This window comes from Streptomyces sp. NPDC022910, assembly GCF_055561075.1.
In genome coordinates, this window is sequence record NZ_JBVHHL010000008.1 from 223,035 (window position 1) to 236,308 (window position 13,274).

Annotated in this window: 11 protein-coding genes, 1 pseudogene and 1 riboswitch; of the genes and pseudogenes, 8 read left to right on the top strand and 4 right to left on the bottom strand. The window is 69.2% G+C overall.

Features of this window, described 5'->3' with window-relative positions; genetic code table 11:
- Positions 1–299: 299 nt before the first annotated feature.
- The 3 genes from ACZ3TS_RS11170 to ACZ3TS_RS11180 all read right to left on the bottom strand — a co-directional run bounded on the left by ACZ3TS_RS11170 (position 300) and on the right by ACZ3TS_RS11180 (position 2,906).
- Positions 300–1,100, bottom strand: a complete 801-nt coding sequence (locus tag ACZ3TS_RS11170; protein ID WP_467616096.1) for an enhanced serine sensitivity protein SseB C-terminal domain-containing protein — start codon at positions 1,098–1,100, stop codon at positions 300–302.
- A 274-nt stretch (positions 1,101–1,374) separates the two neighbouring features.
- Positions 1,375–2,166 (bottom strand): enhanced serine sensitivity protein SseB, encoded by a 792-nt coding sequence (locus tag ACZ3TS_RS11175; protein WP_467616099.1) that lies wholly within the window; start codon positions 2,164–2,166, stop codon positions 1,375–1,377.
- Between the two features lie 65 nt (positions 2,167–2,231).
- A complete protein-coding gene (locus ACZ3TS_RS11180) occupies positions 2,232–2,906 on the bottom strand; it encodes an AAA family ATPase (protein ID WP_467616101.1) in 675 nt (224 codons plus the stop codon).
- Positions 2,907–3,073: 167 nt separating this feature from the next.
- Positions 3,074–3,175, top strand: a riboswitch (glycine riboswitch).
- Positions 3,176–3,358: 183 nt separating this feature from the next.
- On the opposite strand from ACZ3TS_RS11180, the gene gcvT reads away from it, so the two are divergent.
- From gcvT to ACZ3TS_RS11220, 8 genes are all read left to right on the top strand, one after another.
- On the top strand, positions 3,359–4,480 hold the full coding sequence (gene gcvT, locus ACZ3TS_RS11185) for a glycine cleavage system aminomethyltransferase GcvT (protein WP_467616104.1): 1,122 nt from the start codon (positions 3,359–3,361) through the stop codon (positions 4,478–4,480).
- Positions 4,481–4,587: 107 nt separating this feature from the next.
- Positions 4,588–4,965 carry a glycine cleavage system protein GcvH gene (gcvH, locus tag ACZ3TS_RS11190; RefSeq protein ID WP_467616106.1) on the top strand — a complete coding sequence of 126 codons (378 nt, stop codon included), beginning with the start codon at positions 4,588–4,590 and terminating at the stop codon, positions 4,963–4,965.
- Between the two features lie 16 nt (positions 4,966–4,981).
- Positions 4,982–6,244, top strand: coding sequence for a serine hydroxymethyltransferase (gene glyA, locus ACZ3TS_RS11195; RefSeq protein WP_467616108.1), 1,263 nt, complete (start codon positions 4,982–4,984; stop codon positions 6,242–6,244).
- Positions 6,245–6,338: 94 nt separating this feature from the next.
- On the top strand, positions 6,339–7,706 hold the full coding sequence (locus ACZ3TS_RS11200; protein ID WP_467616111.1) for an L-serine ammonia-lyase: 1,368 nt from the start codon (positions 6,339–6,341) through the stop codon (positions 7,704–7,706).
- Between the two features lie 143 nt (positions 7,707–7,849).
- Positions 7,850–8,128, top strand: coding sequence for a hypothetical protein (locus tag ACZ3TS_RS11205; protein ID WP_467616112.1), 279 nt, complete (start codon positions 7,850–7,852; stop codon positions 8,126–8,128).
- Positions 8,125–8,517 carry a type II toxin-antitoxin system VapC family toxin gene (locus ACZ3TS_RS11210; RefSeq protein WP_467616115.1) on the top strand — a complete coding sequence of 131 codons (393 nt, stop codon included), beginning with the start codon at positions 8,125–8,127 and terminating at the stop codon, positions 8,515–8,517. Before ACZ3TS_RS11205 ends, ACZ3TS_RS11210 begins: the two co-directional genes overlap by 4 nt.
- A gap of 452 nt (positions 8,518–8,969) precedes the next feature.
- Positions 8,970–9,548 (top strand): GlxA family transcriptional regulator, encoded by a 579-nt coding sequence (locus tag ACZ3TS_RS11215; RefSeq protein ID WP_467616117.1) that lies wholly within the window; start codon positions 8,970–8,972, stop codon positions 9,546–9,548.
- Positions 9,549–9,999: 451 nt separating this feature from the next.
- Positions 10,000–11,382 (top strand): MFS transporter, encoded by a 1,383-nt coding sequence (locus ACZ3TS_RS11220; protein WP_467616118.1) that lies wholly within the window; start codon positions 10,000–10,002, stop codon positions 11,380–11,382.
- 369 nt (positions 11,383–11,751) lie between these two features.
- Here the strand turns inward: ACZ3TS_RS11220 and kgd are convergent.
- Positions 11,752–12,717 (bottom strand): annotated as a pseudogene (gene kgd, locus ACZ3TS_RS11225) (multifunctional oxoglutarate decarboxylase/oxoglutarate dehydrogenase thiamine pyrophosphate-binding subunit/dihydrolipoyllysine-residue succinyltransferase subunit); the annotation flags it as partial.
- Positions 12,718–13,274: the final 557 nt, after the last annotated feature.

A 13,274-nucleotide genomic window follows, 5' to 3' on the forward strand; every position in this document is an offset into this window, starting at 1 on the left:
GCGGTGACCGGCCCGCGCTTGCCGCTGTGGCGGCATGAATCCAGTCCGTCGTACACAGGGGCGAACCCCTTGAAGCGGGAGTCTTCAACGCTCCGGCGATCTGTAGCCAGACTTGACGGTGAATGGATGCATAAACGTGATACGGGCTGGGAGGTTCCGTTATCCGGACAGCGGGTAACGTGGGTCGGACGCGTGCCAATTGGGGCACATCGTGCGATACCGCGACCATCCACTCTCATCTACGCGCGAAGAGGAGCTCGGGACAGCGGACCCCGGCCGTCGGTGGCCGCCGTCCGGGTTCAGTAGGCCCCGCGGGCCGGTGGATAGCCATACCCGCCCGCCGCCGGCGCCTGGACCGGGGCCGCATGGGCCTCGCGGTCGTAGAAGGGACGGGCGTGCGCGCGCAGCCACAGCGCGACCGGGTCGTACTCGTCGGACATCGCGACGGTCGACACGGGCAGCCCTTCGGGCACGGCGACGATGGACTGCTGCATCATCGCGCGCACCGAGTCGACGGCGGGCGGCGAGGTGTCGTACACGTCCAGGCCGATCGCCAGGTACGGCGCGCCGAGGGCGGGCTGCACCCAGGCCCGGCGCAGCGAGCGTACGGCGCCCGTGCGGTGCGCGTTCTGCGTGAGGAGGGCGTAGAACTGCGGGATCTCGACGGCCGGTTCGGACAGCCTGAGCGGTCCGGCGGGCTGGCGCTCCAGGCCGGTGGCGATACGGCGCAGATCGAGCCAGGGGATGCCGACGCCGCCGCCCGGCGCGTGCGGGTTCAGCCAGAGGCCGTAGTGGTCCGGGTACAGGGTGCGAGCGACGTCCAGGCCGTCGACCACCTCGTACGAACGGTTCCAGCCGCTGGCCGAGAGCTCCTGGGCGGAGGTGACGCAGGGCGCGTAGCCGTAACCGTCCACCTCCATGTTTCCGTACTGGGCGTCGGGCGAGCCGGCCTGGCCGTGCCAGAGCAGCATCCAGACCTGGCCGGACGACGGGGTCGCGAGCGCGCGAAGGAGCGCCTCGTAGGCGTCGTAACGCCCGGGCGTCACCTGGCGCAGCATGTGCTCGACCTGCCCGGCCGCGGCCGTGCCCGACGCGCTCACCCTCTACCGCCCCTTCACGACGAACCTGACAACCCCGGCGGATGTCTCCGGTGCGTTGCGGGCGGATTTCAGCCGCACCACCCCGACCGAGCCATTCTTCCCTGTCCCGGGGACACCGCGTCCCCTTTGCGGCGTCGCCTGCGGCCGGACCCCCGGGCCGGAGGCGGGCTCTTCCGCTCCGGCCATGAAACCAGGTTAAGCCGCCATCCTGACAGCAACTTGACGCGCGCCACCCCACATCACCGCGGCGTCGCGCGCGGCGGCCGCGGACGGTTCAGAAACCGTGCTGGTAGAAGGGCCGCACCCGTTCCCGCAGCCAGTCCCCCACCGGGTCCTGGGCCATGTCGAGGAACACCATGTTCACCGGCGTCGTCACCGGCACCTTGCCGAGCGCCCGGCCGAGCGCCTCCAGCGGGAGCGTGCGCGCGTCGGCCTCCCAGGAGGAGAGTTCGACGCCTATGAACATCACCGGGTCGGCGGTCTCGATCACGGCCAGGCAGCGGCGCGCGGTCAGCACCACACCGGTGGCCGCGAACTCGGCCGAGGCGGCGGTGAGGAAGTCGACCGGGTCGTCCTGCCAGTCGGGTTCGAAGAGACGGACGCGGCCGCCGCTCACGGGGCCGTCGAGCGGGGTACGCCCGGCCCGGCACAACTCGGCCACCGCGTCCGGCGGCAGCGGCACACCGACCACGCCGTCCGGGTTGACCGCGATACCGACCTGCGGGGGCAGCCCACGGGCGAACTCCACGGCGGGCGCGATCGTGTACGACATGTGGTTGCCGACGACCTGGCGGAACTGCTCCTCCGAGCTGAACACCGGGACGTACACCTGACCCTCGATCTCCAACGTCGGCAGATCGAGGGGACCGCTGTGGGGGCCACCGTCATTGGGGAGCGGCACCCATACGAAGCTTCGGCCGAGGACCTCGATGATCCGGGCGCCGGCCGAGGGTACGCCGAGCGAGGCGGAGAGCACCTCTTCCAGTTCGTTGCCCGGCCATCCGCCATGCGGATGGGGGTGCGCCTGTGCGGGAAAGTCCGCGGGAAGGTCCGCCGGGAAGTCCATCTGCCTACCACCTGCTCAGAACACTGCTGTGGCTGAAAAGGCTAGCGGTATACGAGGACGGCCCATCAGCCCGCGAAGTCGATCCGGTGCAGGACGTCCGCCGCGTCCCGGTCGAGCAGTACCGCGGAGCCGCAGCCCTCCGGCAGCCGGCCCTGCTCGATGGAGTGAAGCAGATGGCGGATGGCCCGGCGGTGCCTGAGGAACGCGTACCGCGAGACGCCGCGGCCGCGCTCGTGCTGCCCCGCCAGGGCCGTGTCCGGAGTGACGTCGAGCAGGAGCATGTGGAGCGTGCCGCCGCGGCGCCGGGCCTCCCGGGCCAGCCAGCCGCGCACCCAGGCCTGCGTGCCGCAGTCGTGCACGACGACTCCGGTGCCCGTCCGCAGGGCGCGGCGCAGGCCCGCATAGTGGGCGAGACGGACCAGTGGGCGATAGACCCCGTACGGCAGGAACCGGGCCAGGCGCGTGTCCCAGCGGTCACGGGTGTCCTGGGAGTCGACCCGGACGCCCCGCACGGCGCGGCGCATCAGCGTGGACTTGCCACTGCCGGGCAGACCGGTGATCACGACGAGGTCTCCCGCGCCGAAGGTGAGCCCGTGCGGACTGCGGCCCGCGCGGTCGCGAAGATCACGCACCACGGCCGTCCGCCGCGGTCCGTGGGCCGCCCGCGCCGGGGCACCGGGCTGCCCGGACACCGCGAGGCCCGAGGTCGTGGCATACGCCGTGGTCCTGTTCACCGTCATCGCCCTCCCCTGGGTCAGGTAGTGCCCTGCCCGTCGAGTGTAAAGAGAAGGTAATGCGCCGGTCTCGCGTTTTCGTACTCGTACCGCCACAGGCCGGTTACAGACGCGGCCTGCCGCCGTCGGGCGATGCGTGCAATGATGTGCGCGCCAACTGCATACCGGCCGCTTGAATCCGCGCGGGAGAGTTCCGGGTACGTACGTGTGCCCGGGCGCCGAAGGAGCAAGTCCCTCCCTTGAATCTCTCAGGCCCCTGATACCGCGCGGGCGAGGCACATCTGGAAAGCGGGCCGCCTCTGGTGGTCCCACCCAAGGTGCAAGCCGTGACGACCCGCCGCGGGAGTCATGGCGAACCTCTCAGGTTCCGATGACAGATGGGGAGGAACGACCTCGCCCTCCCCCACGCTCGGCTGCGCTCGCGCGGGGGGACCCCCATCGCCTTGGGAGCACAACCGATGAGCAGCAACAGCCCCCTGCGCCGTACCGCGCTCGATGCCCTGCATCGTTCACTCGGCGCGACGATGACCGACTTCGCCGGCTGGGACATGCCCCTGCGGTACGGCTCCGAGCGCGACGAGCACGTCGCCGTCCGTACGAAGGCGGGCCTCTTCGACCTCTCGCACATGGGTGAGATCACGGTGACCGGGGCCCAGGCGGACCGGCTCCTCGACCACGCCCTGGTCGGCAACATCTCCTCCGTCGGCGTCGGCCGGGCCCGCTACACCATGATCTGCCGGGAGGACGGCGGCATCCTCGACGACCTCATCGTGTACCGGCTCGGGGAGCAGGAGTACATGGTCGTCGCCAACGCCTCCAATGCCCAGGTGGTGCTGGACGCGCTCGTGGAGCGCGCCGCCGGCTTCGACGCCGGGGTGCGCGACGACCGGGACGCCTACGCGCTGATCGCCGTCCAGGGCCCCGAGTCCCCCGGCATCCTCAAGTCCCTGACCGACGCCGATCTGGACGGCCTGAAGTACTACGCGGGCCTGCCCGGCACGGTCGCCGGCGTCCCGGCCCTGATCGCGCGCACCGGCTACACCGGCGAGGACGGCTTCGAGCTGTTCCTCGCCCCCGAGCACGCCGAGAAGCTGTGGCAGGCACTGACCGAGGCGGGCGCGCCGGTGGGTCTCGCCCCCTGCGGTCTCTCGTGCCGGGACACGCTGCGTCTGGAGGCGGGCATGCCGCTGTACGGGCACGAGCTCAGCACGTCCCTGACGCCCTTCGACGCCGGGCTCGGCCGGGTCGTGAAGTTCGAGAAGGAGGGCGACTTCGTGGGGCGCACCGCGCTGCTGGAGGCCGCCGAGCGCGCAGCCGCGAACCCGCCGCGGGTCCTGGTCGGCCTGGTCGCCGAGGGCCGCCGCGTCCCGCGCGCCGGGTATGCGGTCGTCTCCGGCGGCGAGGTGATCGGCGAGGTCACCTCCGGCGCCCCCTCCCCCACATTGGGCAGGCCGATCGCGATGGCGTACGTCGACGCCGCGCACTCCGACCCGGGCACGCCCGGGGTCGGGGTGGACATCCGGGGCAGCCATGAGCCGTACGAGGTCGTGGCGCTGCCGTTCTACAAGCGTCAGAAGTAGACACTGGGCGCGGGCCGGCGTGACACCGCACACGTCCTCCCTGCTCACGAGCGTCTCCAGCAGTCCCCATTCACCACCACTCCCCCGCGTACAGGAGAATTCAGGCCATGAGCAACCCCCAGCAGCTGCGCTACAGCAAGGAACACGAGTGGCTGTCGGCCGCCGAGGACGGCGTCGCGACGGTCGGCATCACGGAACACGCGGCCAACGCGCTCGGCGATGTCGTGTTCGTCCAGCTCCCGGAGGTCGGTGACACGGTGACCGCGGGCGAGACCTGCGGCGAGCTTGAGTCGACCAAGTCGGTGAGCGACCTCTACTCGCCGGTCAGCGGTGAGGTCACGGAGGCCAACGAGGACGTGGTCAACGACCCGTCGCTGGTGAACTCCGCCCCCTTCGAGGGCGGCTGGCTGTTCAAGGTGCGCGTCACGGAGGAGCCGGCCGACCTGCTCTCCGCCGATGAATACGACGCCCACATCGCCGGCTGAGGAGTCGTAGGACCACATGTCGCTTCTGAACACCCCCCTGCACGAGCTCGACCCGGACGTCGCCGCCGCCGTCGACGCCGAGCTGCACCGTCAGCAGTCCACCCTCGAGATGATCGCCTCGGAGAACTTCGCCCCGGTCGCGGTCATGGAGGCCCAGGGCTCGGTCCTCACCAACAAGTACGCCGAGGGCTACCCCGGCCGCCGCTACTACGGCGGCTGTGAGCACGTCGACGTGGTCGAGCAGATCGCCATCGACCGCATCAAGGAGCTCTTCGGCGCCGAGCACGCCAATGTGCAGCCGCACTCGGGCGCGCAGGCCAACGCGGCCGCGATGTTCGCGCTGCTGCAGCCCGGTGACACGATCATGGGTCTGAACCTCGCCCACGGCGGGCACCTGACCCACGGAATGAAGATCAACTTCTCCGGCAAGCTCTACAACGTCGTCGCCTACCACGTCGGCGACGACGGCACCGTCGACATGGACGAAGTGGAGCGCCTGGCCAAGGAATCCCGGCCCAAGCTGATCGTGGCGGGCTGGTCGGCCTACCCGCGGCAGCTGGACTTCGCCGCGTTCCGCAGGATCGCGGACGAGGTCGGCGCGTACCTCATGGTCGACATGGCGCACTTCGCCGGTCTGGTCGCGGCGGGCCTGCACCCGAACCCGGTGCCGCACGCCCATGTGGTCACCACCACGACGCACAAGACGCTGGGCGGCCCGCGCGGTGGCGTGATCCTGTCGACGGCCGAGCTGGCCAAGAAGATCAACTCCGCGGTCTTCCCCGGTCAGCAGGGCGGTCCGCTGGAGCACGTGATCGCGGCCAAGGCGGTCGCCTTCAAGGTCGCGGCGAGTGAGGACTTCAAGGAGCGGCAGCGCCGTACGCTGGACGGCGCCCGCATCCTGGCCGAGCGTCTGGTCAAGGACGACGTCCGGGAGCACGGTGTCTCCGTGCTGTCCGGCGGCACGGACGTGCATCTCGTCCTGGTCGACCTGCGCGACTCCGAGCTGGACGGGCAGCAGGCCGAGGACCGCCTCCACGAGGTCGGCATCACGGTCAACCGGAACGCGATCCCGAACGACCCCCGCCCGCCGATGGTCACCTCCGGTCTGCGCATCGGCACGCCCGCCCTGGCGACCCGCGGCTTCACGGCCGAGGACTTCGCCGAGGTCGCGGACGTGATCGCCGAGGCGCTCAAGCCGTCGTACGACAGCGCGGCGCTCAAGGCCCGGGTGAAGGCCCTGGCCGACAAGCACCCGCTGTACCCGGGTCTCGAGAAGTAAGTCCCGTCGGGGCACCGCGCACACTGGAGAACCACCCCTTCGGCTGAGCGCGGTGCCCCACCCCCTGCACCACCCCCGTAATTGAGGAGTGACCGTGGCCATCTCGGTCTTCGACCTGTTCTCGATCGGTATCGGCCCGTCCAGCTCCCACACGGTCGGCCCGATGCGCGCGGCACGCATGTTCGCCCGCCGACTGCGCAATGACGGCTTCCTGGACACGACCGTGTCCATACGGGCAGAGCTCTACGGCTCGCTCGGTGCCACCGGCCACGGCCACGGCACGCCCAAGGCGGTGCTGCTCGGCCTGGAGGGCGCCTCGCCGCGCACAGTGGACGTGGAGACCGCCGACCAGCGGGTGGAGGACATCAAGAACTCCGGGCGGATCCGGCTGCTCGGCGAGCGCGAGATCGCGTTCTCCTTCGACGACGACCTGGTCCTGCACCGACGCGAGACGCTCCCGTACCACGCGAACGGCATGACGCTGTGGGCGTACGACGCCTCCGGGGCGGAGCTGCTGGCGAAGACGTACTACTCGGTGGGCGGTGGCTTCGTCGTCGACGAAGACGCCGTGGGCGCGGACCGCATCAAGCTGGACGACACGGTGCTGAAGTACCCCTTCCGTACGGGCGACGAGCTGCTGCGCCTGACGAAGGAGACGGGTCTGTCGATCTCCTCGCTGATGCTGGAGAACGAGCGGGCCTGGCGGACGGAGCAGGAGATCCGCGAGGGTCTGCTGGAGATCTGGCGGGTGATGCAGGCCTGTGTGTCACGTGGCATGTCGCGGGAGGGCATCCTGCCCGGCGGCCTGAGGGTGCGCCGCCGCGCGGCAGTCACCGCACGGCAGCTCCGCGCCGAGGGCGACCCGGTGTCCCGCGCGATGGAGTGGATCACGCTCTACGCGATGGCGGTGAACGAGGAGAACGCGGCGGGCGGCCGCGTGGTCACGGCTCCGACGAACGGCGCCGCGGGCATCATCCCGGCGGTCCTGCACTACTACATCAACTTCGTGCCCGGCGCCGACGAGGACGGGGTCGTACGCTTCCTGCTCGCCGCGGGCGCGATCGGCATGCTCTTCAAGGAGAACGCCTCCATCTCCGGTGCGGAGGTCGGCTGCCAGGGCGAGGTCGGCTCGGCCTGCTCGATGGCGGCGGGCGCGCTGGCCGAGGTGCTGGGCGGCACGCCGGAACAGGTCGAGAACGCGGCCGAGATCGGCATGGAGCACAACCTCGGCCTGACCTGTGACCCGGTCGGCGGTCTGGTCCAGATCCCGTGCATCGAGCGCAACGGCATGGCCGCGGTGAAGGCGGTCACGGCGGCGCGGATGGCGATGCGCGGCGACGGCTCCCACAAGGTCTCCCTGGACAAGGTCATCAAGACGATGAAGGACACCGGGGCGGACATGAGCGTCAAGTACAAGGAGACGGCGCGGGGCGGGCTGGCGGTCAACATCATCGAGTGCTGAGGGGATGGGTTCTGACCGGCGCTTTCGTGTCTTTCGGCGACCCGGAGATTCGCGCCACGGCTCGACGTCGAACGCCATGTTCGATGGCGACGAAGAACAGAATCACCCCACCCCCATAACAACAGTTTTGTTAAAGTGGCTCCATGGCCACCACCCCTGACCCCGCTCCCGGCGAAGGCCCTGTCCGACCCGTCTCCGTCTCCCTCCACGAAGGCACCATCGCCGCCCTCAAGGCCCGCACCGGCAAGCGCGGTATGTCCGCCTACGTCGAAAGCCTCATCCAGCGCCAACTCGAGCGGGACCGGCTGCGCGAACTCATCGAAGACGCCGAAGCCGAACACGGGCCGGTCGACCAAGCTGCCGTCGACGCCAAGCGAGCCCTCGTGCGCGGTGACACGGCGGGCTCGGCGGACGCCGCGTGAGCGGCACTCTCGTCCTGGACTGCGAGGGCCTGTCCAAACTTGTACGCCGCACCCCCGAGCTCACTGAATGGCTCGCCGCGGCCGAAGCCGAGGACATCCGTGTCATCACCAGCTCCGTGACCCTCGTCGAAGCCCGCGACCCCAAGACCAACCAAGCTCGCTTCGACTACGCCGTCTCGCGCCTGAACATCGTCCCGCCCACGGAAGCCATCGCCCGCCATGCAAGCAAACTCCTCTCCGGAGCCGGCCTGCACGGCCACAAGTACGCCCTCGACGCGATCGTGGCCGCCACCGCACTCGTCTCACCCGCCCCGGTGACGGTTCTGACCTCGGACCCCGAAGACCTCCTCATGTTGTGCGGCCCTGGCGTCCAGGTCATCAACATCTGACGAGAAGTACGTCCCCCCGCGCGGCCGCTCGTGATCCTTGTGCAGCCGAGTGGTGTAGCGGCGATCACAGTGAAAGCGCAGGTGCAGGCCTGGTTCAGAGCCGGCCGACCGCCCGAGCCTGATGGCGCGTAGTCGTTGGCGCCTTCGGCGCTGCGTTGCCCATGGTGAAACAACGTTCACCGAGGCCAGTCCCGTGGGGCCTCCGCGCCGGTCCTCGCAACACCGCCCCAGCTGATGGCAAGTCAGGTAACCGCGACCGCCGGACCGACTGGTGCGGGTGCGCCGATCGTGGCGGTCGTCGGGGTGGTCGGGACCTTGCTGTTGGCCCTGCTCACCCAGCGTGCGGCCGAGCGTAGCCGGCGGCACGAGCAGGAGCGGGCCGAGCGAAGGATGGCCGTCGCGCCACGACGCACTGGCGGAACTCACGGCAACTGGCCCTGCGTTTCCCGTCCGTGCAGGTCGAACCGGACGCCATCTTCGTGCGGGACGGGCCGATGATGACATCGGCAGGTGTCACCGCCGGTATCGACCTGTCCTTGGCACTCGTCGAAGATCACTACGGTGCGGAGGTCGCTCGAGCGGTTGCCAAGGACATGGTCGTCTTCATGCAGCGACCGGGTGGCCAGTCCCAATTCAGCGCCCGCTCCCGGGCCCCGCACACCCGCCAGGAGATGCTCCGGCGGCTCCTGGACGCGGTCGCTGAGAACCCCGAGGCCAACCACACACTGTCGGCCATGGCCCGCAGGGCAGGCGTCAGCGTCCGTCACGTGACCCGCCTCTTCTACGAAGAGGTAGGAACCACTCCGGCCCGGTATGTGGAGCAGGTCAGGCTGGAAGCTGCCCAGGTGATGCTGGAGACGGGTGATGACCCCATGTCAGTGGTGGCGCGGCGCACGGGGTTCGGCTCACCCGAGTCGCTCCGCAGGGCGTTTGTGCGACACCTGGGTGTGACGCCTGGTGCGTTCCGGGCCAGTTTCCGGACGACCGGCGTGGGCACGAAGGATTCGGTGTCCGAGGCGGTCTCGCCGTAGTCGAGGCACGACGAGCCGATGGCACTGCACCGGCTCTCCACCCCTCCACCGGACTGGGGCACCAGAAACAGGCCGCGACCAGGGTCCACGTCGCGGCCTGGTCGTCGCCAAGAAACAGGTCGCCCAGCGCCCTCGGGCAGTTCCATTTCCCTCGCCTGGGCGCTCGCCGCAGGCCGTCCGTCCTCGGACAAGCCCGCCGCCAGAGGGCCGAATGTGCGCCGTTGCTGTCCGCACCTGCGGCCAGACGCGCGCGGTCCCTGCGAGTTGAATCCATGAGGAAGTGCCCGAGGACCGGACCGGCCTGAAACCTCGCCTCGTACGAAGACGTCTGAGGCGCAGGGCGGCGGCCCGACCGAACAGAAAGCGATCAATAATGACTTCGATCAGTTCGACTCCCGAACCCGATCCGCGTAGGTGGCGCGCGCTCGGGATCATCTGCCTGGTGTAGGTGATGTTGCTGCTCGACGTGACCGTGGTCAATGTCGCACTTCCCCCCATCCAGCGGGATCTCGGCTTTACGAGCACCGGCCTGGCGTGGGTCGTCAACGGTTACACCGTCACCTACGGCGGACTGCTGATGCTCGGTGGGCGCCTGGGCGATCTGCTGGGCCGCAGGCGCCTGTTCCTGATCGGGCTTGCGGTCTTCGCGCTCTCGTCGGCGAGCGCCGGAGTAGCCCAGCAAGCCGGAGTACTCGTCGCCAGCCGCTTCGTGCAGGGCATCGGCGCGGCACTCGTCAGCCCGGCGGCCCTGTCCCTGGTGACGCTGCTGTTCATCCGGCCGCGGGAAAGGGCGCGGGCGATGGCCGTCTGGAGCGGCCTCGCCGGAGTCGGCGTGGCCCTGGGCGTCGTACTCTCAGGGATCCTGACCGACCTCGCCTCCTGGCGCTGGATTTTTTTGATCAATCTGCCCATCGCCGCCTTCGCGTTTCTCGCCACCTCCAAGCTCGTGTCCGAGAGCCGGGCCGCCAAGCGCGGCCGGCCTGACGTCCTCGGAGCCGTCCTGGTCACACTCGGCCTGCTCCTGGTCGTGTCCGGTCTGCTGGAGAAGGGCAACCACGCATGGCGCTCGTTCTCCGTCCTGGGTTGCGTGGGGATCGGTGTGGTCCTCTTGATCGGTTTCGTGCTGGTCGAGGCCCGGGTGGCACAGCCCCTGGTACCCCTCGCCTTCCTCCGCTCGCGCAACCGGAGCATCGCCAACGTGGTCCGCATCTGCTACTACGTCGGATTCGCCACCTTCTTCTTCTCGCTGAGCCTGTATGTGCAGCACATACTGCATTTTTCCGCGCTGGCGACCGGATTCGCCTTCGTGCCGTTCGGGTTGGTCATTCTGTTCAGCGCGACCGTGATGGCACCGCGCCTCCTCCCCCGGTTCGGGCTGCGAACGCTGAACGGAGGAGGACTTGCGATCTCCACGGTCGGCTACGTTCTCCTTGCCGGAGTGAGCGCACACGGCACCTATGTGGCCGATGTGCTGCCCGGGCTGATCCTCGTGCCGCTGGGAGGCGGCCTGGTCCTCGTCGGATCCACCGTTGCCGGAGTGGACGGCGCCACGGGTGAGGACGCGGGCATCGCCACCAGCATGAACAATGCGTCCATGCAAATCGGCAGCGCCATCGGTCTGGCCGCCCTGGTCTCCATGGGCACCAGCCACGCCACCGTCCTGCAGCACGCAGGCGCCGACCCGGTGACCGCCACCGCGCGCGGCTACGCCTTCAGCTTCGCCGTCGCCGCTGGTGTGACGGCCTTCGGCGCGTTGCTCGGCTTCCTCGGGATTCACCCGACGGTAGCGGAGGTCCGGACAGTACGGGAGAACGCCGAGCAGCGCGCGGCCTGACTCGCCGCCGGCGGCGAAAGCGTGAGCCTGCGGCTGAGGGATGCCGAGGGGCGGCGAAGGCACGCCGCCCCTCCCTTTGTGAATCCATCTGAATCCATCGACGCGTGACACGCTCACATCCCGGCCCACCGTAAGCACTCGATCGTGCAGGCCCGCGTCGGTGTGCACGTGCGCCTTTCTGGTGGCCGCAGCCGGACTGCTTGACGGCCGTCGAGCGCCCACACGCCGGCGCCGTGCCGGCACGGCGCTGACGTGCAGGCCCCGTACGACCGGACACCCCTCGGATCCGGTCCGAGGGGTGTCCGGAACAACAGGTCGCGCGCCGTGGTGCGCGGGATCCCGTCTTCCGCGCCGTTGTAGGCGGCACGGTCAGCGGAATGCCGCTGTCACGAGATCCTTCTGCTCGTCGGCGTGCCGCCGGGCAGAGCCCACGGCGGGGGCCGGCGCCTGCGGTCGGCTGATGCATTCAACAGGACGGCTCGCCAGCCGGTGCACATGTGGCCCCACGAAGGACCATGCCCCTTGGTTCTCCGGCTCCTCCTGCACCCATCGCACCTCGGCATCGGCCGGGAAAGGGGCGAGTTCCGCGCTCAGCTCCTCCTCCGGGAACGGGTAGAGACGCTCCAGACGGACGATCGCGGTGTCCGACAGGTCCAAGCTTCGCCGGTAGGCGTCCAGGTCGTAGAAGACCTTGCCCGAGCACACCAGCACGCGCCTGATCCGGGCGGTGTCCGCCGTCTCATCCGGTATGACCGTACGGAACGCGCCGGTGGTGAGCTCCGTCAGCGTGGAGGTGGCTGCCTTCAACCGCAGCATCGACTTGGGAGTGAACACAACCAGTGGCCTTCTGTGCTCGCGCTCGCCGAGTGCCTGCTGCCTGAGCAGGTGGAAGTAGTTGCCGGGCAGGGAGGGCATGGCGACGGTCATGTTCCCCTGCGCGCACAACTGGAGGAATCGCTCGATCCTGGCGGAGGAGTGGTCCGGCCCCTGCCCCTCCAAGCCGTGCGGCAGCAACAGTGTCACCCCGGAGCGCTGCCCCCATTTCTGTTCGGATGACGAGATGTACTCGTCGACGACTGTCTGGGCGCCGTTGGCGAAGTCGCCGAACTGGGCCTCCCACAGCACCAGAGCGTCGGGCCGGGCCAGTGAGTAGCCGTACTCGAAGGCCAGCGCTGCCAGTTCGGACAGCATCGAGTCGTAGGGCGTGAAGTCCGCGGCCTGCGAGCCGAGGGAGCTCAGCGGCGTGTGCTCCATGCCGGTGCGCCGGTCGGTGAGCACAGCGTGCCGTTGGCCGAACGTGCCGCGGCGGGAGTCCTGCCCGGCCAGCCGAACCGGAACCTTCCACTTCGCATCCGTCGTGGAGGCGAACCCATCCGACCGTATGGCGCCACCGACGCTATGACATCGCGAGAGCCGAGTGAGACACTCATATATGCCATAACGGCATCACATCGGGACATTGCACCAGGCACGCGTCCTCCGGTGCAGAATGCCGGCACCACACAGCTGGGGCCTGGTCACTGAGTGCCGTGCGTCCTGATCCGAGGGCTTCTGGTCCAAGTGGCCGAGATCGCTGCGGTCCGGAGCCTGGTTGTAACAGCCACGCAGGCGCTTTTTACACCGCCGGCACAGCTAATTACACCGCCAGTACAGCTAACGTCCCACGCGAACAGGCAGGACGACAGGAATGCCAGCGAACGACTATCTCGACTGCTTCAAACCAGAACTCGTCGTCATCCCGTGCGGTAGCCGCAAACTGGGCCGGCCCGCACGGGCGGCAGACATGTATGTCGGCTCTGTCAATCCCCTGGTTTCGTAGAGACCTCTCCTATGCGGCCTGGCACCTCTGGTCGCTCTTCTTGCGTGCTTCGGTGATGGTCCGTTCGAACTCC